This window comes from Sneathiella chinensis (assembly GCF_012720115.1).
GTDB classification, from domain to species: domain Bacteria; phylum Pseudomonadota; class Alphaproteobacteria; order Sneathiellales; family Sneathiellaceae; genus Sneathiella; species Sneathiella chinensis.
The window spans coordinates 171,773-195,654 of record NZ_VNWN01000002.1 but is presented as its reverse complement, the minus strand read 5'-3'; the positions used below and the strand labels follow the sequence as shown (position 1 = coordinate 195,654).

The following is a 23,882-nucleotide window of genomic DNA, read 5'->3' as shown; positions in this document are numbered from 1 at the left end:
GAATGGAAACGGGGATCAACACACAAGATAACATCTTTCTGCGCGGCTCCCTCGGGTTGCTATACGCGAAAGTTGCCACGCCCATCATTCTGGTCATGCTGACCAATGGTCTGTTCACGGTTGTGGATGGATATTTTGTTGGTGAATTTGTCGGCGCCGATGCCTTTTCCGCCGTGACCATGGTCTTTCCCCTGTTCATGATGGTCATTGCCCTTGGCACCCTTGTCTCCTCCGGCTATGCCAGTGTTCTGGCCCGCCTGCTGGGGGCTGGCAGGCGCGAGGACAGCGAGAAGGCCGTTGTCAGTGCCCTTGCCCTGTCCGCTGTCATCTGCCTCTCCCTGATCACCCTGTTCGCGCTGTTTGGCACCTCCGTGATCAACGGGATTGCCAATGGATCACAACCGCTGGCCCGCATGGGATATACCTATATATCCATCACCATCTGGTTTTCCTTCCTGTTCTTCATTCTTGCCCTGATTAGCGACAGTTTCCGCTGTCAGGGGATGATCGGTTCCCTGACCATCATCAGTCTGCTGTCCACCCTGCTGAATATCCTGTTCAACTATATTCTGGTGGTGGAATTCCAGATGGGGGTTGCCGGCACCGCCTACGGCACCGTTATGGCCCAGGCCTTGGCCATCCTTGGCGCCCTCGTCTATATCTATTCGCGGGAGGATTCCCTGAAATTCCGGCTCCGGCATATCACCGCCTGTCTCGGTCGGTGGGGGGAATATCTGCTGCTCGGCATCACGCCCAGCCTCAGCTATGTGGGGGTTTCCGTTATTTCCGCCAGCATCATCTTTCAGTTGCAGGTCTGGAATGGGGACACCTATGAAACCAGTATGGCCGCCTATGGCATTGTCACCCGGTTGATGACCTTCGGCTATATGCCCCTGCTGGGCCTGACGCTGGCGCAGCAATCCATTGTCGGTAACAATTTCGGGGCCGGACAATGGGACAGAACCCTGCGAAGCCTGCGCCTGTCGCTTCTGCTGTCCGGAACCTATTGCATCCTTTTGCAGTTGGTATTCCTGATCCTGCCCGGTCCCATCGCGGATATCTTCGTGGATGATGCCGCGGTCATTTTGGAAACCGCGCGCATTCTGCCCCCTGTCACCCTGACCTATTTCCTGTTCGGGCCGCTGCTCATGCTGCCGGGTTTCTTTCAGGCGATCGGGGATGCAGGCCGGGCCGGGTTGCTGGGCCTGACGAAAATCTATTTCATCACCCTGCCCCTGATCCTGGGCCTGCCGGCCGTCATGGGGGAAATGGGAAGCTGGTACGCGACCCCGGTGGCCGATCTGGTGGCACTTGGGCTAACCGCTGTGGTCCTTGGCCTTCTGACCCGGCGATCCGGTGACTGGACCCGCTTTCTTCAGACCCGAGCCGCTTTGCAAACCTGACGGTGCGGCCTTCCTCGGCCCCTATGGGATGAACGGGACTAGCCCTCCCGCTCGCCAAAAATACCGGTGCCCACCCGAACGGAGGTGGCCCCGAACTGGACCCCGATCTGGTAATCCCCGGACATGCCCATGCTCAGTTTTTCAAGGCCGTTTCGCGCGGCGATCCGGGCCAGCATGGCAAAAAACGGGGCCGGCTGCTCCTCTGCCGGGGGGATACACATCAACCCTGCGACATCAAGGCCATGCTCGGTGCGGCAACTTTCGATAAAGGCATCCGCATCCTTGGGAAGGATGCCTGATTTCTGTTCTTCCTCGCCTATATTGACCTGAACATAAACCGGGATGGTCTTTCCTGCGGCTTTCATTTCCTCGGCCAGAATTCGCGCCAGTTTTGGCCGATCCACGGTCTGGATCACATCGAACAGGGCCACCGCCTCTTTCGCCTTGTTGGTCTGAAGCGGGCCGATCAGGTGCAGTTCAATATCCGAAAACCGGTCTTTCAGTGCCGGCCATTTCTGCTGGGCTTCCTGTACGCGGTTTTCCCCAAAGACACGCTGTCCGGCCTCCAATGCGGCCTCGATCTTTTCCACAGGCTGTTTCTTGGATACCGCAACAAGCGTCACGTCCTGAGCCTGCCGTTCCCACCGTTTGGCGGTTTTCTCGATCTGGTTCCCGATTTCCTTCAGGTTTTTAGCAATATCAGTCATCTTACAGGCCCTTAAAGTTGCAGCTACAGGTGCGGCGGCGGTTCCATCCAAGCTGATAGCAGAAGCGCGGGGTAAAAAAAACCTTCTCAATGATGCTTGTGAAAATCACAGGGCGGGTGATACGGTCCCTGAATGGAACATATCCTGGCGCCCTTCTATTATTTTACCGATGATAAACGCGGTCTTGATCCCCGTCGAATAGCGGATCAGCTTCCGAAGGGATGCGGTATTATCCTGCGCCACTATAACACGCCCGATCGTGCAAATATGGCCGAACAACTATCCGAAATTTGCAAAGAACGGCGATTAAGGCTTTCAATTTCGAATGATCCGGCATTATCGGCCCGCCTGAAGGTGCCCGGATGCCATCTGCCTGAATACCGGATACCGCAGGTGCCCCGGCTAAAATCCCGATATCCCGGGCTTACCTTTACGGTGGCCTGCCATTCAAGAAGAAGTCTTCATCTGGCCGCCAGGGTCGGTGCGGATGCGGCCTTTCTCTCCCCCCTGTTCCCAACCCGAAGTCATCCGGGTGCCAGGACCCTGGGGCCGGTGCGGGCAGGCCTCCTGCTTCGGGATATCCCGATCCCGGTTTATGCGCTTGGTGGTATCACCCCCAAAAGCTGGCAACAGCTTTCCCTGCTGCCCTTTGCCGGGTTTGGCGCCATTGACGGCTTTGAAAAAGGTGAATTCCGGTCGCTCGGAACCGTCAGGGCAGATATCCCAGTTTCTCCATATGATCGTGATGGGCATCGACGATCCTGGTGACCTGTTCCGGGCTCAGAACGGTTTTCCATTCACCGGCCTTGCCACTTCTGAAAAAACGGTCCGCACTGTCGGGCCGTTCTGAAAAGCCTTCCTTTTGTTCCTGATTTTGCAGAACCTTGAAAGAGGATTGCTTGATGGCCTTGGCGATCTGGTTTTTGGGAACCTTGATCCCCAGAAACTTAACCACACCGGAGAAGGTCTTGCCCGGCTTCAGCAGCATGTCTTCATAGCGAACGAAATGCAGGTATCGCGGATTGAATTTCTGCCAGCTTGTCACATGGTTTGACCAGGTCCCGTAGCTTTGCGGCATTTTATACGCGTCTTCGGGCGTATCGGCCGCCGGGTTGTTCATGAAATCGATGCTTTCATCGATGCTGATTCCCGAATGGTTGGCGTAGCTGATCGCCACATCCAGCGGATTGCGAACGATATAGATGGCGCCCACGGTTTCTTCTGCAGTGACAAAGGGAACACCATGGTTGGTCGCCAGTTGGTTATGGGTCTTCACAAAGACGGACTGGGGCCGGGATGCCGTCATCAGGCGCTGCGCCTTCGGGGTCAGGGCCATTTTCTGTTCTGCTGAAAGCCCATCAAGAGAACCGCCTGCCGCCTGCTCATACCAGAATTTCTGGCTATCGCTATAGGCAAACTGAGACAGTTCATTGATATTGACCGCATCCGGCTTGTTCTGGATCAGGTTGCTGAGAAAAGACCGCATCCACGTATTTCCAGACTTTGGATAGGATGCCAGCCACATGATGCCGCCCATGGATCACCTGCTCTTCTTTGACAATAGGTTTCAAACAACTGACCCGTAATCTACACACTGGCCACGGGCACAGGCAAGCGCAGGTCTTCCCCCTGAAGATTTCAGGCAATAAAAAAGGGACAGGCCAAAAGCCTGTCCCTCCCGTAATACGGTTTCTGTCCTTCGAATTAGAAGGAGAGAGCTGTACCTACGAAGAATACAGTCGCGTCGTTGCCTGTGCCGGAAACACCAGACAGAGCATCGTTGACGAATACATATTCATCGTCAGCATCCCAGAACTGGACGCCACCGAATGCGGTGATTCCCGGGCCGAGAACGTAGTTACCGCCGATGACCCAAGCGTGCAGATCGCCGTCACCCAGATCGTCGTACTTAACACCAGCGTACTGTACGCCGATTTCCCAAGGACCCTGGCCGTAGGTTACACCAACGTTCCAGTCTTCGCGTTCCAGATCTTCGATACCGGAATCGTTGTCGGTGAACTTGTAAGCTGCACCAACGTTGAAGCCACCGAAGCCAACAGTCAGGCCGGCTGCGATTTCGTCTGTGTCCTCAAGAACAGCGAGGTCACGAGTGATCAGCTGGTAACCCAGAGACGCGCCAACGGAGAAATCGTTGAAGGTGTTCTGGTAGTTTACACCGAAAGAGTATGCTTCGTCTTCAACGCCTTCGTTGGCGATCGGAGCGTAAACAGTCGCGCTTGTTGTTTCTTTATCTCCGTCCGGAGTGAAAGAAGCACCAACCTGGAAGCCAGCGAAACGCGGTGTGAAGTAGGTGATCTTGTCAGAGTCGCCCAGTTCGTTCGGCAGAGTTGACGGGTTTCCGAGGCCAGAAGCGTTGGCGTTCGGAGAAACCAGGCCCCAAGCCGGAACCGGTGACGGAGAAGAGTAGTGCATCAGGTATGCAGCAGAGTCTTCAGAACCGACGTTTACACGACCGAAAGAACCTTCAACAAACATGAAAGTTTCGTCGATCTGGTCAGAAGCTGTGTAAGCTTCGAGCTGGATGTTGACACCGAATTTCAGGCCGTTGTCCAGGGTTGTGGAACCAGTGAAGAAAACTTCGCCTTCGTGACGAACGTCTGTCGGCAGCTGATCGCCATCGTCGTAGTCAGCAACGACGAATGAAGACTGCAGGTAACCACCGAGGTTCAGTTTAATTCCTTCAGCGGCAGAAGCTGTACCGGCTGTGAGTGCACTTGCAGCGACCAAAGCTGTTGTGCCCAAGATTACTTTTTTCATTTTGTCTCCCCTCCGCTCATACAAGCCAGAGAAAATAAGTTTGAAATTAACGACGCAAGGCAGCAAGGGCCCTGTTAGCCAAGAGCGAGTAAACCGCCTGTTGCCCTCACCGGTCAAGCAGATGCCCCCCGGCGTTTTCCCTATTTTGTAGAAACTGTGCTCAAAAAGTCACAAACCGTCACCTGCACCTCGATTCTCGTATTGAGCGTACGGTAATTTTCGATAAATTTTATGGATATGCAGGGAATACAACCAACCCAGCGATAAAAAAGAGGCCCGCTTGCCCGCCTTGTTCCGTTTCCGCAGTTGTTCCAAAGGAAAAGCTGCATTAGACTGCGGGAAACGTGATTCTGTTCCCCCTGTTTCCATAACGGCAGGGGCGTGAAATTTAAGGATTTGGTCTATGCAGTTGAGCCGCTTCCGGTTGGGTGCCTGTCTTGCCTTGTTGTTTGCCATCGGCCTGACAGGATGTAGTAGTAATCTGGGTACATCCTCCAGCTTCCCTGAAGAATATAAAGGCAAGGTCTACCAGACCGGTCGTCCCACCGACGAAACAATCTTTGGTGATGGTGGCCTGTTCGGCGGGTCCAAGAGCCTTGAAAGCGAACAGGGTGGCAGCGGCATTGGCGTCAACAGCTATCTGTGGCGTGCCTCCCTTGACACCCTGTCCTTCATGCCCCTGACATCCGCCGATCCATTTGGCGGCGTGATCATCACCGACTGGTATATCCCGCCGGAATCCCCGGGCGAGCGTTTCAAGGTGACGGTCTATATTCTGGATCGCAGGCTTCGGGCAGACGGCCTTCGGGTTGCGGCCTTCAAACAGAACCTGGACACCACCAACAACTGGATCCCGGTTGAGCTGACACCGAAAACAATTACCAATCTTGAAAACGCGATCCTGAAACGGGCGCGGGAACTCAGGATTACCCGCGAAGGCAACTGATCCCCACCCCGGGATGCAAATGCCTCCGCAACCGTTCATTACAGATGTGCAGTACGGACGTGCTGCACATTTTCATTTTTGATATTCACTGACGACGAACCCGGTAGTAAGACTATGTCCCGCTATAACGCGAAAGAAATCGAAGCCAAATGGCAGTCCCGATGGGAGCAGGAAAAAACCTTTGAGGTCGAGACCGACACCTCCCGCCCCAAATACTATGTCCTGGAAATGTTCCCCTATCCGTCCGGGAATATCCATATCGGCCATGTCAGGAACTACACCATGGGCGACGTGGTGGCGCGGTACAAGCGGGCCCGGGGGTTCAACGTCCTGCACCCCATGGGATGGGACGCATTTGGCCTGCCGGCGGAAAATGCCGCACGGGACAAGGGGGTTCACCCCGCCGAATGGACCTATGCCAACATCGCCAACATGCGGACCGAACTGAAAAGCATGGGCCTGTCCCTTGACTGGAGCAAGGAACTGGCCACCTGTCATCCGGGATATTACGGCAAACAACAGAAGCTGTTCCTTGATTTCCTTGAAAAAGGGCTGGTTTACCGCAAGGAAAGCTGGGTCAACTGGGACCCGGTTGACATGACTGTTCTGGCCAACGAACAGGTCATCGACGGGCGCGGTTGGCGCTCCGGTGCCCTCGTTGAAAAGCGTAAATTGAACCAGTGGATGTTCCGGATCTCCGATTTCAGTGACGACCTTCTGACCGGGCTTGAAAGCCTTGACCGCTGGCCGGACCGAGTCCGCCTGATGCAGGAAAACTGGATCGGTAAGTCCCGCGGTGCCCGCGTTCATTTCCAGATCACCGGATCCGATGACACGCTGGAAATCTACACCACCCGGCCAGACACGCTGTTCGGGGCCAGCTTCATGGGCATTTCAGCGGACCATCCGCTGACCCAGAAACTGATGAAGGACAATGACGCTATTGCCGAGTTTGTGGCCGAGTGCCACCGTATGGGAACCAGCGAGGAAGCCATTGAAAAAGCAGAGAAAAAAGGCGTTTTCACCGGCCTGACCGTGGATCATCCCTTTATCGAAGGCAAGACCCTGCCCATCTATGTGGCCAACTTTGTCCTGATGGATTACGGCACCGGCGCCATCTTCGCCTGCCCCGGCCATGATCAGCGTGACCTTGATTTTGCCCGCAAATATGATCTTGAAGTCCTTCGCGTTGTCGCTCCTGAAGGGGCGGAAAACGAACCGATCGGTGATACGGCCTATACGGATCCGGGAAAAATCGTCAATTCCGATTTCCTGAACGGTCTGGACAGCGAAGCCGCCAAAACCGAGATTATCCGCCGCCTGGAAGAAAGCGGTCGCGGCGAGGCCACGTTGAACTATCGCCTCCGCGACTGGGGCCTGTCCCGTCAGCGCTATTGGGGCTGCCCGATCCCGGTTATCCACTGCGATGCCTGTGGTACCGTTCCTGAAAAGGCGGAAAACCTGCCGATCGAACTGCCGGAAGACGTCACCTTTGACAAGCCGGGCAACCCGCTGGATCATCACCCAAGCTGGAAACACACCGCCTGCCCGTCCTGCGGCGCCGATGCGGTTCGCGAAACGGACACCATGGATACCTTCGTGGACAGTTCCTGGTATTTTGCCCGGTTCTGTGCCCCGCGCAACGACGATCCCGTCAGCAAGGATGATGTGGATTACTGGCTGCCGGTGGATCAGTATATTGGCGGTATTGAACATGCGATCCTGCATCTTCTCTATTCCCGCTTCTTTACCCGCGCCATGCAGGAAACCGGTGCCGTGGACATCAAGGAGCCGTTCAGCGGCCTGTTCACGCAAGGCATGGTCACCCATGAAACCTATCGCAGCAAGAACGGCACGTGGCTGTTCCCGCACGAGGTTGTCCACAATGATGCCGGCGAACCGGTCCATGTGGAAACAGGCGAGCCCGTCACCATTGGCGGCGTCGAGAAAATGTCCAAGTCCAAGAAGAACGTTGTCGATCCGGGCGAGATCATCGACAAGTTCGGCGCGGATGCGGCCCGCTGGTTCGTGCTGTCCGACAGCCCGCCCGACCGGGATATGGAATGGACCGATGCCGGTGCCACCGGCGCATGGCGCTTCAAGCATCGCCTGCACCGCTTTGTAACCGAGAATGCGGACAAGGCTGCGGCGTCTGGCACCCCTGCCCCGGATACCTTCTCCGATGCGGCCCTGTCCCTTCGGAAAGAGGCCCACAAGACCATTGTGCAGGTCACAGACAATATCGAGAAACTGCATTTCAACAGTGCCATCGCCGCCCTGTACAAGTTCATGAGTTCCCTTGCCGATTTCAAACCCGCTGAGGGTAATGAAGGCGATGCCTTCGCCCTTCGGGAAGCCATGGAAATCATGATCGGCCTCGTCGGCCCCATGATGCCCCATCTGGCCGAAGAACTGTGGCAAACCGTGGGTCATGACGTGCTTTTGGCCGACAGTCCGTGGCCGGTTGCCATCGAAAGCCTGACCGTGGATAACACGGTTACCATGGCGGTTCAGGTTAAAGGCAAGCTGCGCGCCACGATCGAGGTGGCCAAGGATGAGGATGCGGCCAAGGTTGAGGAAATCGCCCTTGCCCAGCCGAATGTTCAAACGGCGATCGGGGATAATCCTGTTCGCAAGGTCATTGTTGTCCCAAACCGGATTGTGAATGTTGTCATTTAAACAGATATGCGCGATCTCGCTGGCCCTTCTTGCAGGGGCCTGCGGGTTTCAGCCGCTTTACGGAAAACAGAACGACAGCTCGGTCGTGCGTGACAGGCTGGCCGCCACCTATGTCATGCCGATTGAGGGGCGAACCGGCCAGATTGTCCGCAACGAGCTTCTCGACCGGGTAACGCCTGCCGGGACACCGGACGGCACAAAATATCGTCTTATGGTCAAGATTAGCGAGCGAAAACAAGGACTTGCCATTAAGGAAGACGACTCGACCACGCGCTATAACCTGACCCTGTCGGCGCTTTATACGCTGCTTGATTCCACCGGCAAGAACACCCTGTATCAGGGCAGCGCCCAGTCCATCGCATCCTTCAATATTGTGGATTCGGACTTTGCCAACCTTGCCGCTGAAAAGAATGCCCGCAAGCGGTCAGCCCTTGTTCTGGCCGAGAAAATCCACCGTCAGCTTTCCGTTTACATGAGCCGATAAATGGCGGAATTCAAGGCAGCACAACTGTCAAACTTCCTGAAGAAACCGGATAAGAAAATCCGGGTTTTTCTGGTCTATGGTCAGGATGAGGGGCTGGTCCGGGAACGATCAAAAGCCCTGTGTTTGACCGCAGTAGACAGCCTTGATGACCCCTTCTGCTATTCCGAAATTGCTGCCGGCGACCTCTCCGATGATCCGGCCCGTCTGATGGACGAGGTCACCGCCATTTCCATGATGGGCGGTGAGCGGGTGGTGCGCATTCGGGGCGCCGGAAATACCCATACCAACCTGTTGAAACCGGCACTGGATGCGGATCTTTCCAACACCCTGATCGTGATTGAGGCTGGGGATCTGAAGAAAACGGCCTCTCTCGTCAAGCTGGTAAGCGGTGCCTCTTTCGGGGTAATAATCGCCTGCTACAAGGACAAGGCGCAGGATATTACGGCCCTGATCCGCGAAGTTCTTGGAAATGCCGGTTTGTCCGCCAATACGGATGCGGTTGAGTATCTCCGGCAAAATCTCGGCGGTGACCGGGCGCTGTCCCGTCAGGAACTGGACAAACTGGTTCTCTATAAAGGGGATGATACCACCCCCATCACCCTTGATGATGTCAGAACCATGATTGGTGACAGTTCCGCCGAAAATGTTTTTGACGTGATTGACGCGGCCCTGCTTGGCAATATTCCCCTTCTGGAAAAAAGTCTGAACAAGGCCTTCTTCTCGGGCGAATCCCCCATTGCCTTCCTTCGCATGATCCAGAACCAGTTGAAACAGCTTCACAAGGCTGCCCTGTTCATGGATCGCGGCGTTTCTTCGTCAGAAGCCATCAAAAAAGCCGGAATTCCCTTTTTCAACCAGCAAAAAGCGACAATGCAATTGTCAGGGAAAAACGCGGCCCATATGGCAACCAGCCTGTCCATCACGCTTGAGGCGGAAATGGCCTGCAAGACCACCGGCTATCCGGCGGAAACCATCTGCCGCCGGGCGCTCTTGCGCATTGCCATGGCCAATCGCCGGCGCTGATCTTCCCGATCAAAAATCGGAAAAATCACCACAAGCTATTGAAATACAATATATTTCTCTATCGGAAATCTTCGTCCAGTGCGGCCGCAATATCCCCTTCAAAGGGATCTTCATCGCCCCCGGTTATCAGGGAATGACGGGTCAAGCGACGGCAAATATCATCCAGTTGATCCAGATGATCATAGGAAATCGTGATGCTTCCGCCACTGTCTCCCTTGTGATTTATGCCAACTTTCAGCCCAATTGCCGCTGATAAATCCCCTTCTAGAGCGAGCGTATCCTGATCTTTCGTACTCCGGGACGCTGAGCTCGCTCTATGAGCCGGTTTTTTATAAGCCAATTTCTCTGCTGCACGCACAGAAAGGCCCTCATTGACGATTTTCTTGGCCAGTTTTTCCGGATCATCGGCGGTAATCAGGGTTCGGGCTGCCCCCGGACTCAAATCCCCGGACCGGATCATGGACTGGACGGACTTGGGCAGGTTGAGAAGGCGCATGGTATTTGTCACATGAGAGCGACTTTTCCCAAGCTGCTTGGCCAGCGTTTCCTGCGTGTAATTATATTCATCGGCCAGACGGCGATAGCCTTCCGCCTCTTCAATGGCGGACAGGTCTTCCCGCTGGATATTTTCAATGATCGCAATTTCAAGGCTGTCCACATCGGACAGTTCCTTGATAATAACCGGGACCTGATGAAGCTGGGCAATCTGGGCCGCCCGCCAGCGACGTTCACCGGCAATGATCTGGTACATATCCCGATCATCAGGATTGCGCCGTACCAGAATGGGCTGAAGAATGCCTTTTTCGGCGATGGAACTGGCCAGACTTTCCAGGGCTTCCTGATCCCAATCCTGCCGAGGCTGAAACGGGCTGGGTTCCAATTGATCCACCGGGACCTCCTTGGAGGCCCGAATTTTATCCAGTTCGGAATAATCCGCCGAGACATCATCCCCCAAAAGGGCGGACAATCCGCGTCCCAGTTTCCTTTTTCCTGCTTCGTCCGACATTATGACCGCTTTTTCCGTTTCTATAGTAAGGACAGGATCGAAAAATTACGCTGCACTCAGCTGTTTTTCACGGCGGATCACCTCGCCCGCCAGCTTGATATAAGCCTGACTGCCGGCGCACCGATGATCATATAACAAGGCCGGTTTTCCGTGACTTGGGGCTTCCGAAACCTTCACATTCCTTGGAATGACCGTTTCATAAACCTTTTTCCCAAGGTAATTGCGGACATCCTGCGCCACCTGATCCGACAGGTTGTTTCTTTTGTCGAACATGGTCAGGACAACGCCCTGAATTTCAAGACGCGGATTCAGGGTGTTTTTCACCCGTTCAATGGTCTTGATCAGCAGGCTGAGCCCTTCAAGGGCGAAAAATTCACATTGCAGGGGAACAATAACCGCCTGAACCGCAACCAATGCGTTCAAGGTCAGCAGGTTCAGGGACGGTGGACAGTCGATAAGAACGTAATCGTATTTATCCTGAACCGTCTTCAGCGCATCATAAAGACGATGACTGCGACGATCCATTTCGATCAATTCCAGTTCCGCCCCGGTCAGATCAGGGGTGGAAGGAACGATATCCAACCCCGGAATGGCACTTTTGAAGGTGGCTTCCTGAAGGGGTTTATCGCCCATCAAAACATCGTAAACATTATTCTGGCGTTCGTCCCGTTCAACACCAAGGCCCGTGCTGGCGTTGCCCTGGGGATCGATATCGATCACCAGAACCGTTTGCCCCACAGCAGCCAGCGCCGTTGCCAGATTGATGGCGGTGGTGGTTTTCCCAACGCCGCCCTTCTGGTTTGCGATCGCAAGAATTCGAGATTCACCAATAACGTCAATTTTTTCCATGACCTTGCCCCCTACCCCGAATGACGCACATTCGTCAGTTTCAGAATGCTGCCTTCGCTGCTTGAAACGCTTTGGTATTTGATGGCATCCATCTTCCAACATTTCGACGCATTGGTCAATTCCGCATCCACATCCTGTCCTTTCAAAAACAGGAATTCGGTTTTTTCTGTCGCGAAGGGCACGGAATATTCCAGCAGGCGATCCAGTGACGCCAAAGCGCGGGCTGAAATAACATCAGCAGGAAACGGGCTTACAGCCTCAATTCGGCTATTGTGAACGGTGATCGGCGACGATGTTTCACGTGAAACCTCGCGCATGAAAAGGCATTTTCTCTGATCACTTTCGACCACATGAACGTCGAAATCACTGACAATGGCAACCACCAGTGCCGGAAAACCGGCCCCGCTGCCAAGATCAATCCATATCCCTTCTTTCGCTGTCACATGATCCAGAACCTGATAGCTGTCGAGAATATGCCGCAGCCATGCGTCGGACAATGTGGACCGACTGACCAGATTAATGGCCTTCTGCCACTTATTCAGAAGATTGACGTAAATTTCCAGCTTCTCCAATGTTTCACGTGAAACATTGGTTCTGGACTGAAACTCTGATTTATTCATAAAACTCCGCCCGTCAGGCTCGTTTGCGGTGATCGCCCCGTTTGACATAGGACAGAAGAGCCGTAAGCGCCGCCGGGGTCACGCCGGAAATTCGGGCGGCCTGCCCCAATGTGGTCGGGTGTGCGGTTTTCAACTTGAGAGCCACCTCGTTGGACAATCCCCCGATCCGGTCATAATCCAGATCTTCCGGAATGATCAGGGATTCGTCTTTTCGGAAATCCCGAATGTCCGCCTTCTGCCGTTCCAGATACCCTTTATACTGGGCATCAATGGCCACCTGTTCCAGCACCTCAGCGGAGAAGTCCTTCGTTTCCGGCCAGATCCCGCCAATGGCTTCCAGATCAATATCAGGATAGGCCAGAAGATCGGACGCAGACCGACGAACCCCATCCTGATTGACATTGAGGCCTTTCTGACGGGCTTCGTTGGGGGTCAGGGTCAGGGATGAGAACAACGCGCTGGCTGCGGTCAGGTCTGTCATTTTCTGACGGAAGGCCCCTTCCCGCTCCGCCCCGACGCAGCCCACTTCCATGGCCAACGGGGTCAGTCGGCTATCCGCATTATCGGCCCGCAGGATCAGGCGATATTCAGCGCGGGAGGTGAACATGCGATACGGCTCGTTAGTACCGCGGGTCACCAGATCATCGATCATCACGCCGATATAGGCGTCGGCCCGGTCCAGAACCAGCGGGTCCCGCCCCCCGGCAGACAAGGCCGCGTTCAATCCGGCCATCAAGCCCTGCGCGGCGGCTTCCTCATACCCGGTGGTGCCATTGATCTGGCCAGCAAAATACAGGTTTTTAATACGCCGGGTTTCCAGCGTCGGCTTCAATTCCCGGGGATCGACGAAATCATACTCAATCGCGTATCCGGGCTGATAAAATTCAACCTTTTCCAGCCCCGGCATGGACCGCAGAAATGCCACCTGAACATCCGCCGGCAAAGAGGTAGACACCCCGTTAGGATAGATCGTATCCACATCCAACCCTTCCGGTTCCAGGAAGATCTGGTGGCTGGATTTTTCGGCAAAGCGAACGACCTTGTCCTCGATAGACGGACAATAGCGCGGCCCTGTCCCGGTGATCTGGCCCGAATACATGGGCGCCCGATGCAGGTTGTCGCGGATCACCTGATGGGTTTCCTCGGTGGTCCAGGTAATATGACAGGGAACCTGCGGCGTGGTGATCTCGCGGGTCAGGAAGGAAAACGGCACAGGCGTATCATCGCCGGGCTGTTCTTCCAAAATAGACCAGTTGATGGTTTTCCCGTCCAACCGGGCCGGTGTCCCGGTTTTAAGACGCCCCAGTTCAAACCCTGCCCGCTCCAGCGTCAGGGACAGGCCATTGGATGGGTCATCGCCAATCCGGCCAGCGGGGATTTTGGTTTCGCCCATATGGATCAGGCCGCGCAGGAAAGTCCCGGTTGTCAGGATCACCTTGCCGCAGCGAATGACGGTCCCGTCTGCGGTGATCACACCCTTGACGGTCTGGTCCTCAACCACCAGATCCTCAACCGCGTCCGCCCGGATTTCAAGATTGTCCTGATCCTCAAGCAGTTGCTGCATGGCCTGTTTATAGAGTTTGCGATCGGACTGGGCCCGCGGGCCGCGCACGGCCGGTCCCTTGCGGCGGTTCAGCAAACGGAATTGAATGCCGGCAGCATCCGCCGCCCGGCCCATCACGCCGTCAAAGGCATCAATCTCGCGGACCAGATGCCCCTTCCCCAGACCGCCAATGGCCGGGTTGCAGGACATGGCCCCGATGGTTTCCAGTTTGTGCGTGAGAAGCAGGGTTTTGGCACCAACCCGTGCAGACGCTGCCGCCGCTTCGCAGCCAGCATGTCCACCACCAATCACAATTACATCATATAAAATCATGGGGCAAATTTATGAATGCTGAACCAAAAGTCAAAACAAATGTTGAGCCATTTCTTTCCGGGAAATGTTTCACGTGAAACATGTCACATAGCACCCTGTGAAACCACGCAAAAAAGGCTATTTTCCGATACAGAAATCGCCGAAAACAACATCCAGAATATCCTCTACATCGACCCGACCGGTGATTCGACCCAACGCCCGGGCCGCCAGCCGGACATCCTCTGCGGCCAGTTCCTGTTCGGGGGCCTGCTCAAACCGTTCCAGCGAGGCGCAGCATTCTTCCAGAGCCTGACGATGGCGCACCCGTGTGAGGGACGGCGCCCCCGACACATCCAGCAACCGAACCACGTCTTCTTCCAGCCGGGTCAGGAACCGGTTCAGCCCTTCCTCCGTTCGGACAGAAATCAGGAACTGCCGGTCATGTCCCGGCGTCCGGTCTGCCTGATCCAGAAGGTCCTGCTTGTTGATCAGGTGATAACTTGCCTCGGTCACCATGTCCCCGAACTCGGTTTCCGCCAAGGGCGGGTCACCGGGCTCGGTCATGAAAATACGAATATCGGCATTCTCGGCACGGGCGCGGGCGCGCCGCACCCCTTCCTGCTCGATCTGGTCGGTGGCTTCGCGGATACCGGCCGTATCGGCAATGGTGACCGGATAGCCGGCCAGATCCAGATGCACCTCAACAATATCGCGGGTGGTGCCCGCCTGCTCCGAGACGATGGCCACTTCCCGGCGGGCCAGCTTGTTGAGAAGGCTGGATTTCCCCACATTGGGTGCGCCCAGAATGACAACATCCAGCCCCTCGCGGATTTTCTCACCCCGATGGCCATCGGCCAGATGCTGACGGATTTCCGATTTCAAAGCGGCGATCTTGGGCCGAACCAATCCGGCCACCCCGTCGGGCAGGTCTTCATCGGGAAAATCGATATCCGCCTCCAGATGGGCCAGATAGGAAATCAGTTCCTCGCGCCAGCGGGTATAAATCTCGCCAAGCTCGCCCCGCATCTGGCGCAGTGCCTGTTGATGCTGGGCATGGGTTTCCGCATTGACCAGATCCCCCAGCCCCTCGGCTTCCGTCAGGTCCAGCTTGCCATGCTCAAACGCCCGGCGGGTATATTCGCCGGGATCGGCCGGCCGGGTATCCGGCAACTGGATCAACTGGTCGAACAGGGCCGTTATCAGGGCCGGTCCACCATGCAGATGAATTTCCACCACATCTTCGCCGGTAAAACTGCCCGGCCCCTCAAACAACAGAACAAGGGCCTGATCGATGACAAAGAACCGATCCAGACTGTAGATATCGCGCACGGCGGCACGCCGAACCGCCGGTAGCGGCCGATCTGTCAGTTTCTCAAGAATGGCAAAGGCGTCCGGTCCGCTCAAACGGACAACCGCCACCCCTGCCCGGCCCCGGCCACTGGCCAGCGCGAAGATGGTATCATTATGCATAAAGACGTTCCCGACCTGTCATTCCTTGCTGTCAGAACCGCCCTTGTCCCCGGAAAGTGAGGACCAGAACATGTTCTGCATCTGATCGAACCCCTTCATACTGGCAGGCAGCCATGTTTTCATCATCTTTTCCGGGTCGAGGCCGGAAATGTTCTCGATCATTCGGTCCTGCAGCTCTTTCATGATGGCTTCCTGCATCTTTTCCACGTCCGGCAGCCCGAAAAATATTCTTGCTTCCTGTGGCGTGCACTCAATATCAAGTTTAATCTTCATTGCCGGGGTCTCCTCATTGAAACGGGGGATGATCTTCCTGTAGAAGGGTATGTGAAATAACGCTTTCGATCAACGAAATGCACGTTAAACGATTGGCTTTACGGGGTTACCATGAAAAATGTCCTGCACAAGGAAACAAGTCCATACCTGCTTCAGCACAAGGACAACCCCGTCCACTGGCAACCGTGGAGCCAGGAAACACTGGACCTTGCAAAACGCGAAGGCAAACCGATCCTGTTGAGTGTGGGATATGCCGCCTGTCACTGGTGCCACGTCATGGCCCATGAAAGTTTCGAGGATGACGAGGTAGCGGCCCTGATGAATGACCTGTTCATCAATATCAAGGTGGACCGGGAAGAGCGCCCCGACATCGACCAGATTTACCAGACCTCCCTCTCCCTTCTGGGGGAACAGGGCGGATGGCCGCTGACCATGTTTCTGAATTCCAAGGGGGAGCCGTTCTGGGGCGGCACCTATTTCCCGAAACAGTCCGGCTATGGTCGTCCCGGTTTTACCGATGTGCTGACCGCCGTTTCCGGCATTTTCAAGAATGAGCCCGAAAAGGTTTCCAAGAACCGGGATGCCCTGAAAGCGGCCCTGAAGAAAATGAACAGCACCCCTGAGGGGGATCGCCCGAAACTGACCCTTGAAGTGCTGGACCGGATTGCCGACCGCTACGCCCAGGAGGCGGACCCGGAATTTGGTGGCATCGGATCGGCGCCCAAATTCCCGCAGACCTATGTTCTGGAAAATATCTGGCGCAGCTATATCCGGACCGGCAACGAACAACTGGCCGAAGTGGTGACAAAAGCCCTGATCGCCATGTCGCAGGGGGGCATTTATGACCATCTTGGGGGCGGTTATGCACGCTATTCCACCGATGCGGCGTGGATGGTCCCGCATTTCGAGAAAATGCTGTATGACAACGCCCAGATCCTCGACCTGATGCTGCTGGTTCATGCAGAAAACAAAAGTGACCTTCTGCAAGCCCGTATTTACCAGACGATTGGCTGGCTGCTGCGCGAGATGACCACCGACACCGGGGCCTTTGCCGCCACACTGGACGCAGACAGCGAAGGGGTCGAGGGCAAGTTCTATACCTGGACCCAACAGCAGGTGAACGACATTCTGGGCGATGAAGGCCACCAGTATTCGGAAATCTATGGCGTTCGGGAAGATGGCAACTGGGAAGATGTGAACATCCTGCACCGCCTCGCCTACCCCAACATGCTGGACCCGGAAACCGAGGAACGGCTGGCCCATCTGTCTGGCCTGCTCTTTGCCGAACGGGAAAAACGGGTCCGGCCCGGACTGGACGACAAGGTTCTCACGGACTGGAACGGATTGATGATTGCCTCCCTCGCCAAGGCGGGCATGTATTTCAGCGAACCGGATTGGATTGAAAAAGCCGAAGGCGCCTTTACGGCCATTACCTCCCTGTCCATGACCGACGAGGGCCGCCTGTATCACAGCTACCGTCAGGGTCAGGCCCGGCACACCGGAATGCTGGACGATTACGCCAATATGGCGCGGGCCGGTCTGGTCCTGTTCGAGGCCACAGGCAAGAATTTCTATCTTCAGCGGGTACAGGACTGGATCACCATCCTGAACACCCATTTCTGGGCGGACGAAGGCGGGTATTTCCTCACTGCTGATGATGCGGAGGCCCTGATTGTCCGCACCAGAAACGCCTTTGACAACGCGGTACCTGCGGGCAACGGCACCCTGATTGAGGTGCTGGCCAAGCTGCATTACCTGACCGGAGAGCGGGAGCCGTTTGAAAAGGCAACAGACATTGTTCGAACCTTCTCGGCGGAGCTGGGGCGCAATTTCTTCCCGCTGGCCACCTTCCTGAACAATTTTGAAACCCTGATCGAGGCAACGCAGGTCATTATTGTCGGTCGCCGGGACGAGCCGGAAACGCTGGACCTTCTGGCCGCCCTCAATGATTTCAGCCTGCCGGCCCGTATCGTCAATATTCTGGAAGCAACGGACGACCTGCCCTTTGATCATCCGGCAAAAGGCAAGACCCGCAAAGACGACAAGGCCACCGCCTATATTTGCAAGGGGCCTGTCTGTTCCAATCCGGCCAACAATTCCCACGATCTTCGCAGCCTTCTTGAGGAGAAATCCTGAATGCCCCAGCTTTGTATGCACAGCCCGGTTGGCGATCTGACCCTTACCGAGGAAGACGGGGCGATCGTTTCCCTTGACTGGGGATGGGTTCCTTCTGAATGGCAGGAAAAAACACCGCTTCTGGAACAGGCAATCCAGCAACTGAATGACTATTTCGACGGGGAAAGACTGGATTTCGACCTTCCCCTCAATCCGCCGGGTTCGGATTTCCAGAAACAGGTCTGTGCCGCCATGAACGCCATTCCCGGCGGTCAGACGCGGTCCTATGGGGACATCGCCAGGGATCTGGACAGTTCCGCCCAGGCCGTAGGCAATGCCTGCGGCCTGAACCCGATCCCGATCATCATTCCCTGTCACCGGGTTCTGGCGGCTGGAAAAGACCTTGGCGGCTATTCCGGGGACGGCGGACTGGACACCAAGAAAGCCCTGCTGCGGCTGGAAAATGCCCTGCCCTCGCAACAGCAGGAACTGGATATCTAAACACTCTCTTTTCACTTCTGCGGGCTTTTCACTTCTGCGGGCGCATAAAAAAAGGATCAGTAAATGACAAAAGCAATCGTTCTTCAGGAGCCGGGCGGACCGGAAGTCATGAAATGGCAAGATGTGGAGGTTGGCAAACCGGGCCCCGGGGAGGTTCGGGTCCGGCATAATGCCGTTGGCCTCAACTTTATCGATGTCTATTTCAGAACCGGCCTTTACCCGTCCACCTTCCCCACCTCTATCGGCATGGAAGCGGCGGGCGTTATCGAGGAACTGGGCGACGGCGTAAGCGGATTGTCCGTTGGCGACCGGGTTGCCTATGCGGGCCGCCCCATCGGCGCCTATGCCGAGGCGCGGGTCATGCCGGCCGATATCCTGATCAAACTGCCGGACAGCATTGATGACGAAACCGCCGCTGCCATGATGTTGCAGGGCATGACCGCAGAATATCTTCTGCAACGGACCTTCAAGGTCAAGGCCGGGGATACCATCCTGTTCCATGCGGCGGCGGGCGGGGTTGGCCTGCTGGCCTGTCAGTGGGCGAAGCATATCGGCGCCACCATCATCGGCACCGTCGGGTCCGAGGAAAAGGCCGAACTGGCCCGCCAGAACGGCTGTGACCATACCATCAACTATCGCACCGAAAATTTTGTGGACCGCGTTCGCGAAATTACGAACGGCAAGGGTGTTCCCGTGGTTTATGACAGCATCGGCAAGGAAACGTTTGAACAGTCCCTGGACTGCCTGTCGCCGCGGGGGCTTATGGTGTCCTATGGAAACTCCTCAGGGCCGGTTGAGGGGGTCAATCTGGGCATCCTCGCGGCCAAGGGGTCGCTTTATGTCACCCGTCCGACCCTGATGGAATATAACAGCAAGCGGGCCGACCTTGAACAATCCGCGCAGGATCTGATCACACTGGTGGAACAGGGCGTGCTGAAAATCAATATCCAGCAACGCTATCACCTGTCCGAGGCGGTGAAGGCCCATCAGGATCTGGAAGGCCGGAAAACCACGGGCTCCAGCATCTTCACGCTGTAATATTCCGCTATCGAAACGATTGGGGGCGCGAGCGCGTTCCTGACACAAAAAAGGCGCCTCATCCGGGGCGCCTTTTTCTTTAAATCTTAAGTCGATTTCCGTCAGGTATTCATGGAATCGAAGAAATCGTCGTTTGTCTTGCTGGTCCTGAGCTTGTCGAGCAGGAATTCCATGGCATCCACCGTCCCCATCGGGTTGAGGATCCGGCGAAGGACCCACATCTTGGAAAGCGTGCCCTTGTCGACCAGCAATTCTTCCTTGCGGGTACCAGAACGGGTAATGTCGATGGCCGGGAAGACGCGCTTGTCGGACAACTTGCGGTCCAGAATGATCTCGGAGTTGCCGGTTCCCTTGAATTCCTCGAAAATGACCTCGTCCATGCGGGAGCCGGTATCAATCAGGGCGGTGGCAACGATGGTCAGCGATCCGCCTTCCTCGATATTACGGGCCGCACCAAAGAAGCGTTTCGGGCGTTGCAGGGCGTTGGCATCCACACCACCGGTCAAGACTTTACCACTGCTGGGCACCACGGTGTTATAGGCACGGGCCAGACGGGTGATACTGTCCAGCAGGATCACAACGTCCCGCTTGTGTTCCACCAGCCGCTTGGCCTTCTCAATGACCATCTCTGCAACCTGTACGTGACGGGAAGCCGGTTCGTCAAAGGTGGATGAAATCACTTCACCGTTCACGGACCGCTTCATGTCGGTCACTTCTTCCGGACGCTCATCGATCAGCAGAACGATCAGATAGACTTCCGGGTTGTTGGTGGTGATGGAATTGGCGATATTCTGAAGCAGAACCGTCTTACCGGTCCGGGGCGGCGCCACGATCAGGGCGCGCTGTCCCTTGCCTTGCGGGGAAACCAGATCGATCACACGGGCGGAACTGACGGCGGTTGTGGGATCGGGGGTTTCAAGTTTGATCCGCTCTTCTGGGTAAAGCGGTGTGAGGTTGTCGAAATTGATCTTGTGGCGGGCTTTGTCTGGATCTTCAAAATTGATTTTCTGGATCTTCAGCAGAGCGAAATAACGCTCTCCATCCTTGGGGCTTCGGATCTCCCCTTCCACCGTGTCGCCGGTGCGGAGGGAAAATCGTCGGATCTGGCTTGGGCTGACATAAATATCATCGGGACCGGCCAGATAGTTGGCATCCGGAGAGCGAAGAAAGCCGAAACCGTCCTGCAGGATTTCCAGGACGCCCCCACCGGTGATTTCTTCACCTTTTTCCGCTTCATGCTTCAATATGGCAAACAGAAGTTCCTGTTTGCGCATGGTCGAGGCATTCTCGATTTCCAGAGATTCCGCAGCAGCGAGCAATTCCGGAGGAGACTTCTTTTTCAGTTCTTGAAGATTCATGTAAATCTCTAAAGATTAATATTTAATACCAGGATGATAAGAGTGTGATATGTCTTTACTTATTGGGGAATAAGCCGCTGTCTGGAGCGTACGTTTCTCTTTCGGCTAATGTGAAACGGAAAGTTCAGGTCACAAGTCCCGGGCTGTAGATCCAGCGCCCGACCATCTCCCATGAATGACAGCTTCTTCCCCCCAAGTCAACTGTGTAATTGAAGTATATACAGACTAAAACGGCTTAACAACAGCCATAATAACGATCACAACCATTAAAAGCGTGGGAACTTCATTCGCGTACCGATAGAATTTTGATGATTTTGTATTCTTGTCTTGGTCGAAATCCCGGCGCCAGCGGGACAGGGAGCCATGAAACGCCCCCATGATCACCAGCATGGTAATCTTGATCCAAATCCAGCCAGCGGACCAGTCAACAATCCCCGGTGTGGACAGCAGCAGAACCCCGAACAGGAAGGTCATGATCATGGCAGGATTGATAATCCCGCGCAGCAGGCGCCGCTCCATCACCTTGAAGGTTTCGGATTGCTCGGACCCCGGTTTTGCCTCTGCATGATAAACGTAAAGCCTTGGTAAATAAAACATTCCCGCCATCCATGCGATGACGGACATGATATGAAACGCCTTGATCCAGGGATACATGTCTGCAAGAAAACCGGACATATTTTTTATTCCTGTTCTTTCGGTTGTGTTTTACAGCCCACAAAGGATTTCGGGCAAAGCCGATCATGGCAATGACTGGTGTGGCAGCCCCTCTTCCGATTCAGGACAATCCCTGCCAGCCCCTTGATGAAGGCCGGATGACAGGTCACCGTCGGGACCCGGTGATAGGCGGGAACGCCTTTTTCCGCAGCCAGTTCCGCATATTCCACATCCAGCTCAACAAGAGTTTCCGAATGTTCGGACACGAAGGCAACCGGCACCACAAGAAGCGATTTTCCGTCTTCCCCGGCGCGGCCAATTTCATCCTCGGTCGCCGGACCGATCCATTCAACGGGTCCGACCCGGCTTTGATAACAGATCCGGTAGTCCAGATCGGCCACAGCCAGTTCCGCCGCAATAGCGGCCACAGTCTGCTCTACCTGCCATTGGTAGGGGTCCCCCCCATCAACAATCTTTTTAGGCAGCCCATGGGCCGAAAACAGAAGCCTGGGGGCATCTTCCCCTTCCATCTTCTGTAAGGATTGCCGGATCAGGTCCGTATAGGCGCTGATGAAGCCCGTTTCGGTGGGATAGCAGCACAGGGTGGTGGTGGCGGCGGAAATGCCGGCCCTGTCCGCCTCCCTCGCCCATTCCTTCAGGGAAGAATCCGACGTGGTGGTTGAAAATTGCGGATAGAGCGGCAACAGGATCACTTCATCGGGATCATAGGCCTTCACCTCCCGGGCAACCGCGTCGGCGCGGGGATGCCAGTATCGCATGGCGACAAAAACCTGATACTGATCCCCGTCCAGATTGGTGGCCAGTTGTTCTGACAGGGCCTTGGCCTGACGATCCGTTTCGTCCAGCAGCGGCGAGGCCCCGCCCATTTTCCGGTAAATTTCCTGCGCTATGGGCGCCCGGCGCTTGGAAATCAGCTTTGCAATCAGGAAACGAACCGGCTTTGGCAGCCGAATAATCGCCGGATCATTGAACAGATTAAACAGAAACGGTTCAACCGCGTTGAGATTATCCGGTCCCCCGAGATTAAAAAGAACAACAGCCTTGCGCGCCACGAAACTCTCTCCTGACTAGTTTTTCAGCCCTTTGACGGTTTCTGCCAGAAGGGCCACATTTTCCGGCGGCGTTTGCGGGATGATGCCATGACCCAGATTGAAAATAAACGGTCCGTTTTTCAGAGTCTGGTGAATGTGATGGATCCGGTCCACCATGGCCTGTCCCCCGGTAACAAGCAGGATGGGGTCCAGATTGCCCTGAACGGTCACCTGCGGCTGAATGGTAGCGGCTGCCCAGTCAAGGGAAACGCCCGTATCCAGACTGACCGCGGAAACCCCTGTTCCCTTCACAAAGGCATCAAGATTTCCGCCGACCCCTTTTGGAAAGCCGATAATGGGAAGTCCCGGAAAACGCTGACGGAGACTGTCTACGATGCGTTTTGTTGGCTGGATCACCCATGTGTTGAATTCATTGTCGGGCAGAACGCCTGCCCATGTATCGAATATCTGAATGATTTCAGCGCCGGCCTCAACCTGTTTGGTCAGATATTCAACCGTGGTTTCAACAAGGATATCAATCAGTTTGGAAAAGCCGGCCGGATCGCTGTACATCCATTTCTTGATATTGACGTAATCCTTCGATCCCCGCCCCTCGACCATGTAGGTGGCCACGGTCCACGGCGCACCGGCAAAGCCGATCAGGGTACAGTGGTCCGGGATGGACCCGGACAGGCGGTCAACGGTCTCGTAAACCGGCGCCAGTCGGGTGTGCAGATTGTCCAGCGACAGACTTTTCAGGTCACTTTCGGATCGGATCGGGTCCAGAACCGGGCCTTCTCCCTCCTTGTATGCAAGGGGCTGTCCAAGCGCATCCGGGATGAGGAGGATGTCCGCAAACAGGATCGCCGCATCCATGTCATAGCGGCGTAGCGGCTGCAATGTCACTTCTTCCGCCAGTTTCGGGGAATAGCAAAGGTCGAGAAAGGAGCCGGCTTCTGCCCGTGTAGCGCGGTATTCCGGGAGGTAGCGTCCAGCCTGACGCATTAGCCAGAACGGCGGACGGTCTGTTTTTTCACCGTTTACAGCCTGTAACATACGTTTGGAAAGGAC

The 23,882-nt window shown here is 55.5% G+C and carries 22 protein-coding genes; 9 read left to right on the top strand and 13 right to left on the bottom strand.

Annotated features, from left to right (window positions below):
* Positions 1–2 precede the first annotated feature (2 nt).
* On the top strand, positions 3–1,403 hold the full coding sequence (locus tag FQB27_RS00905; protein WP_206374147.1) for an MATE family efflux transporter: 1,401 nt from the start codon (positions 3–5) through the stop codon (positions 1,401–1,403).
* 38 nt (positions 1,404–1,441) lie between these two features.
* Here the strand turns inward: FQB27_RS00905 and FQB27_RS00900 are convergent, their stop codons facing one another.
* Positions 1,442–2,110: a YggS family pyridoxal phosphate-dependent enzyme gene (locus tag FQB27_RS00900; RefSeq protein WP_169558995.1), complete on the bottom strand. Its 669-nt coding sequence runs from the start codon at positions 2,108–2,110 to the stop codon at positions 1,442–1,444.
* A 132-nt stretch (positions 2,111–2,242) separates the two neighbouring features.
* Between FQB27_RS00900 and FQB27_RS16920 the strand changes: the two genes are divergently transcribed.
* Positions 2,243–2,878 (top strand): thiamine phosphate synthase, encoded by a 636-nt coding sequence (locus FQB27_RS16920; protein ID WP_169558994.1) that lies wholly within the window; start codon positions 2,243–2,245, stop codon positions 2,876–2,878.
* Here FQB27_RS16920 and FQB27_RS00890 read toward each other — a convergent pair.
* Positions 2,820–3,596, bottom strand: coding sequence for a sulfotransferase domain-containing protein (locus FQB27_RS00890; RefSeq protein ID WP_169558993.1), 777 nt, complete (start codon positions 3,594–3,596; stop codon positions 2,820–2,822). The two genes, FQB27_RS16920 and FQB27_RS00890, sit on opposite strands and share 59 nt — an antisense overlap.
* Before the next feature lie 218 nt (positions 3,597–3,814).
* Positions 3,815–4,888: a porin gene (locus tag FQB27_RS00885; protein ID WP_169558992.1), complete on the bottom strand. Its 1,074-nt coding sequence runs from the start codon at positions 4,886–4,888 to the stop codon at positions 3,815–3,817.
* Positions 4,889–5,291: 403 nt separating this feature from the next.
* Between FQB27_RS00885 and FQB27_RS00880 the strand changes: the two genes are divergently transcribed.
* The 4 genes from FQB27_RS00880 (at position 5,292) to holA (ending at position 10,020) form a co-directional block, all read left to right on the top strand.
* Positions 5,292–5,834 (top strand): DUF3576 domain-containing protein, encoded by a 543-nt coding sequence (locus FQB27_RS00880; protein ID WP_169558991.1) that lies wholly within the window; start codon positions 5,292–5,294, stop codon positions 5,832–5,834.
* Between the two features lie 114 nt (positions 5,835–5,948).
* Positions 5,949–8,513, top strand: a complete 2,565-nt coding sequence (leuS, locus tag FQB27_RS00875; RefSeq protein WP_169558990.1) for a leucine--tRNA ligase — start codon at positions 5,949–5,951, stop codon at positions 8,511–8,513.
* Positions 8,500–8,997 carry an LPS assembly lipoprotein LptE gene (gene lptE, locus FQB27_RS00870; protein ID WP_169558989.1) on the top strand — a complete coding sequence of 166 codons (498 nt, stop codon included), beginning with the start codon at positions 8,500–8,502 and terminating at the stop codon, positions 8,995–8,997. The genes leuS and lptE overlap by 14 nt, the downstream gene beginning before the upstream one ends.
* Positions 8,998–10,020, top strand: coding sequence for a DNA polymerase III subunit delta (gene holA, locus FQB27_RS00865; protein WP_169558988.1), 1,023 nt, complete (start codon positions 8,998–9,000; stop codon positions 10,018–10,020).
* Between the two features lie 58 nt (positions 10,021–10,078).
* On the opposite strand, the gene FQB27_RS00860 is transcribed toward holA, so the two are convergent.
* The 6 genes from FQB27_RS00860 to FQB27_RS00835 form a co-directional block, all read right to left on the bottom strand.
* Positions 10,079–11,026 carry a ParB/RepB/Spo0J family partition protein gene (locus tag FQB27_RS00860; RefSeq protein ID WP_169558987.1) on the bottom strand — a complete coding sequence of 316 codons (948 nt, stop codon included), beginning with the start codon at positions 11,024–11,026 and terminating at the stop codon, positions 10,079–10,081.
* A gap of 45 nt (positions 11,027–11,071) precedes the next feature.
* Positions 11,072–11,875, bottom strand: coding sequence for a ParA family protein (locus FQB27_RS00855; protein WP_169558986.1), 804 nt, complete (start codon positions 11,873–11,875; stop codon positions 11,072–11,074).
* Positions 11,876–11,886: 11 nt separating this feature from the next.
* Positions 11,887–12,495: a 16S rRNA (guanine(527)-N(7))-methyltransferase RsmG gene (gene rsmG / locus FQB27_RS00850; RefSeq protein WP_169558985.1), complete on the bottom strand. Its 609-nt coding sequence runs from the start codon at positions 12,493–12,495 to the stop codon at positions 11,887–11,889.
* Between the two features lie 13 nt (positions 12,496–12,508).
* Positions 12,509–14,371: a tRNA uridine-5-carboxymethylaminomethyl(34) synthesis enzyme MnmG gene (gene mnmG, locus FQB27_RS00845; RefSeq protein WP_169558984.1), complete on the bottom strand. Its 1,863-nt coding sequence runs from the start codon at positions 14,369–14,371 to the stop codon at positions 12,509–12,511.
* A gap of 117 nt (positions 14,372–14,488) precedes the next feature.
* Positions 14,489–15,820 (bottom strand): tRNA uridine-5-carboxymethylaminomethyl(34) synthesis GTPase MnmE, encoded by a 1,332-nt coding sequence (mnmE, locus tag FQB27_RS00840; RefSeq protein WP_169558983.1) that lies wholly within the window; start codon positions 15,818–15,820, stop codon positions 14,489–14,491.
* Positions 15,821–15,838: 18 nt separating this feature from the next.
* Positions 15,839–16,093: a DUF6489 family protein gene (locus tag FQB27_RS00835; RefSeq protein WP_169558982.1), complete on the bottom strand. Its 255-nt coding sequence runs from the start codon at positions 16,091–16,093 to the stop codon at positions 15,839–15,841.
* A gap of 111 nt (positions 16,094–16,204) precedes the next feature.
* Here FQB27_RS00835 and FQB27_RS00830 point away from each other — a divergent pair, with 111 nt between their 5' ends.
* The 3 genes from FQB27_RS00830 (at position 16,205) to FQB27_RS00820 (ending at position 19,747) form a co-directional block, all read left to right on the top strand.
* Positions 16,205–18,229: a thioredoxin domain-containing protein gene (locus tag FQB27_RS00830; protein WP_169558981.1), complete on the top strand. Its 2,025-nt coding sequence runs from the start codon at positions 16,205–16,207 to the stop codon at positions 18,227–18,229.
* Positions 18,230–18,709 (top strand): methylated-DNA--[protein]-cysteine S-methyltransferase, encoded by a 480-nt coding sequence (locus FQB27_RS00825; RefSeq protein WP_169558980.1) that lies wholly within the window; start codon positions 18,230–18,232, stop codon positions 18,707–18,709.
* Between the two features lie 63 nt (positions 18,710–18,772).
* Positions 18,773–19,747 (top strand): quinone oxidoreductase family protein, encoded by a 975-nt coding sequence (locus FQB27_RS00820; RefSeq protein WP_169558979.1) that lies wholly within the window; start codon positions 18,773–18,775, stop codon positions 19,745–19,747.
* Between the two features lie 101 nt (positions 19,748–19,848).
* Here FQB27_RS00820 and rho read toward each other — a convergent pair whose 3' ends face one another.
* The 4 genes from rho to hemE all read right to left on the bottom strand — a co-directional run bounded on the left by rho (position 19,849) and on the right by hemE (position 23,867).
* Entirely contained in the window at positions 19,849–21,105 is a 1,257-nt protein-coding gene (rho, locus tag FQB27_RS00815) for a transcription termination factor Rho (protein WP_169558978.1), read from the bottom strand.
* A gap of 225 nt (positions 21,106–21,330) precedes the next feature.
* On the bottom strand, positions 21,331–21,780 hold the full coding sequence (gene hemJ, locus FQB27_RS00810; protein ID WP_169558977.1) for a protoporphyrinogen oxidase HemJ: 450 nt from the start codon (positions 21,778–21,780) through the stop codon (positions 21,331–21,333).
* Between the two features lie 5 nt (positions 21,781–21,785).
* Positions 21,786–22,832 (bottom strand): ferrochelatase, encoded by a 1,047-nt coding sequence (hemH, locus tag FQB27_RS00805; RefSeq protein ID WP_169558976.1) that lies wholly within the window; start codon positions 22,830–22,832, stop codon positions 21,786–21,788.
* A gap of 15 nt (positions 22,833–22,847) precedes the next feature.
* Positions 22,848–23,867 carry a uroporphyrinogen decarboxylase gene (gene hemE, locus FQB27_RS00800; protein WP_169560018.1) on the bottom strand — a complete coding sequence of 340 codons (1,020 nt, stop codon included), beginning with the start codon at positions 23,865–23,867 and terminating at the stop codon, positions 22,848–22,850.
* Between the last annotated feature and the right edge of the window lie 15 nt (positions 23,868–23,882).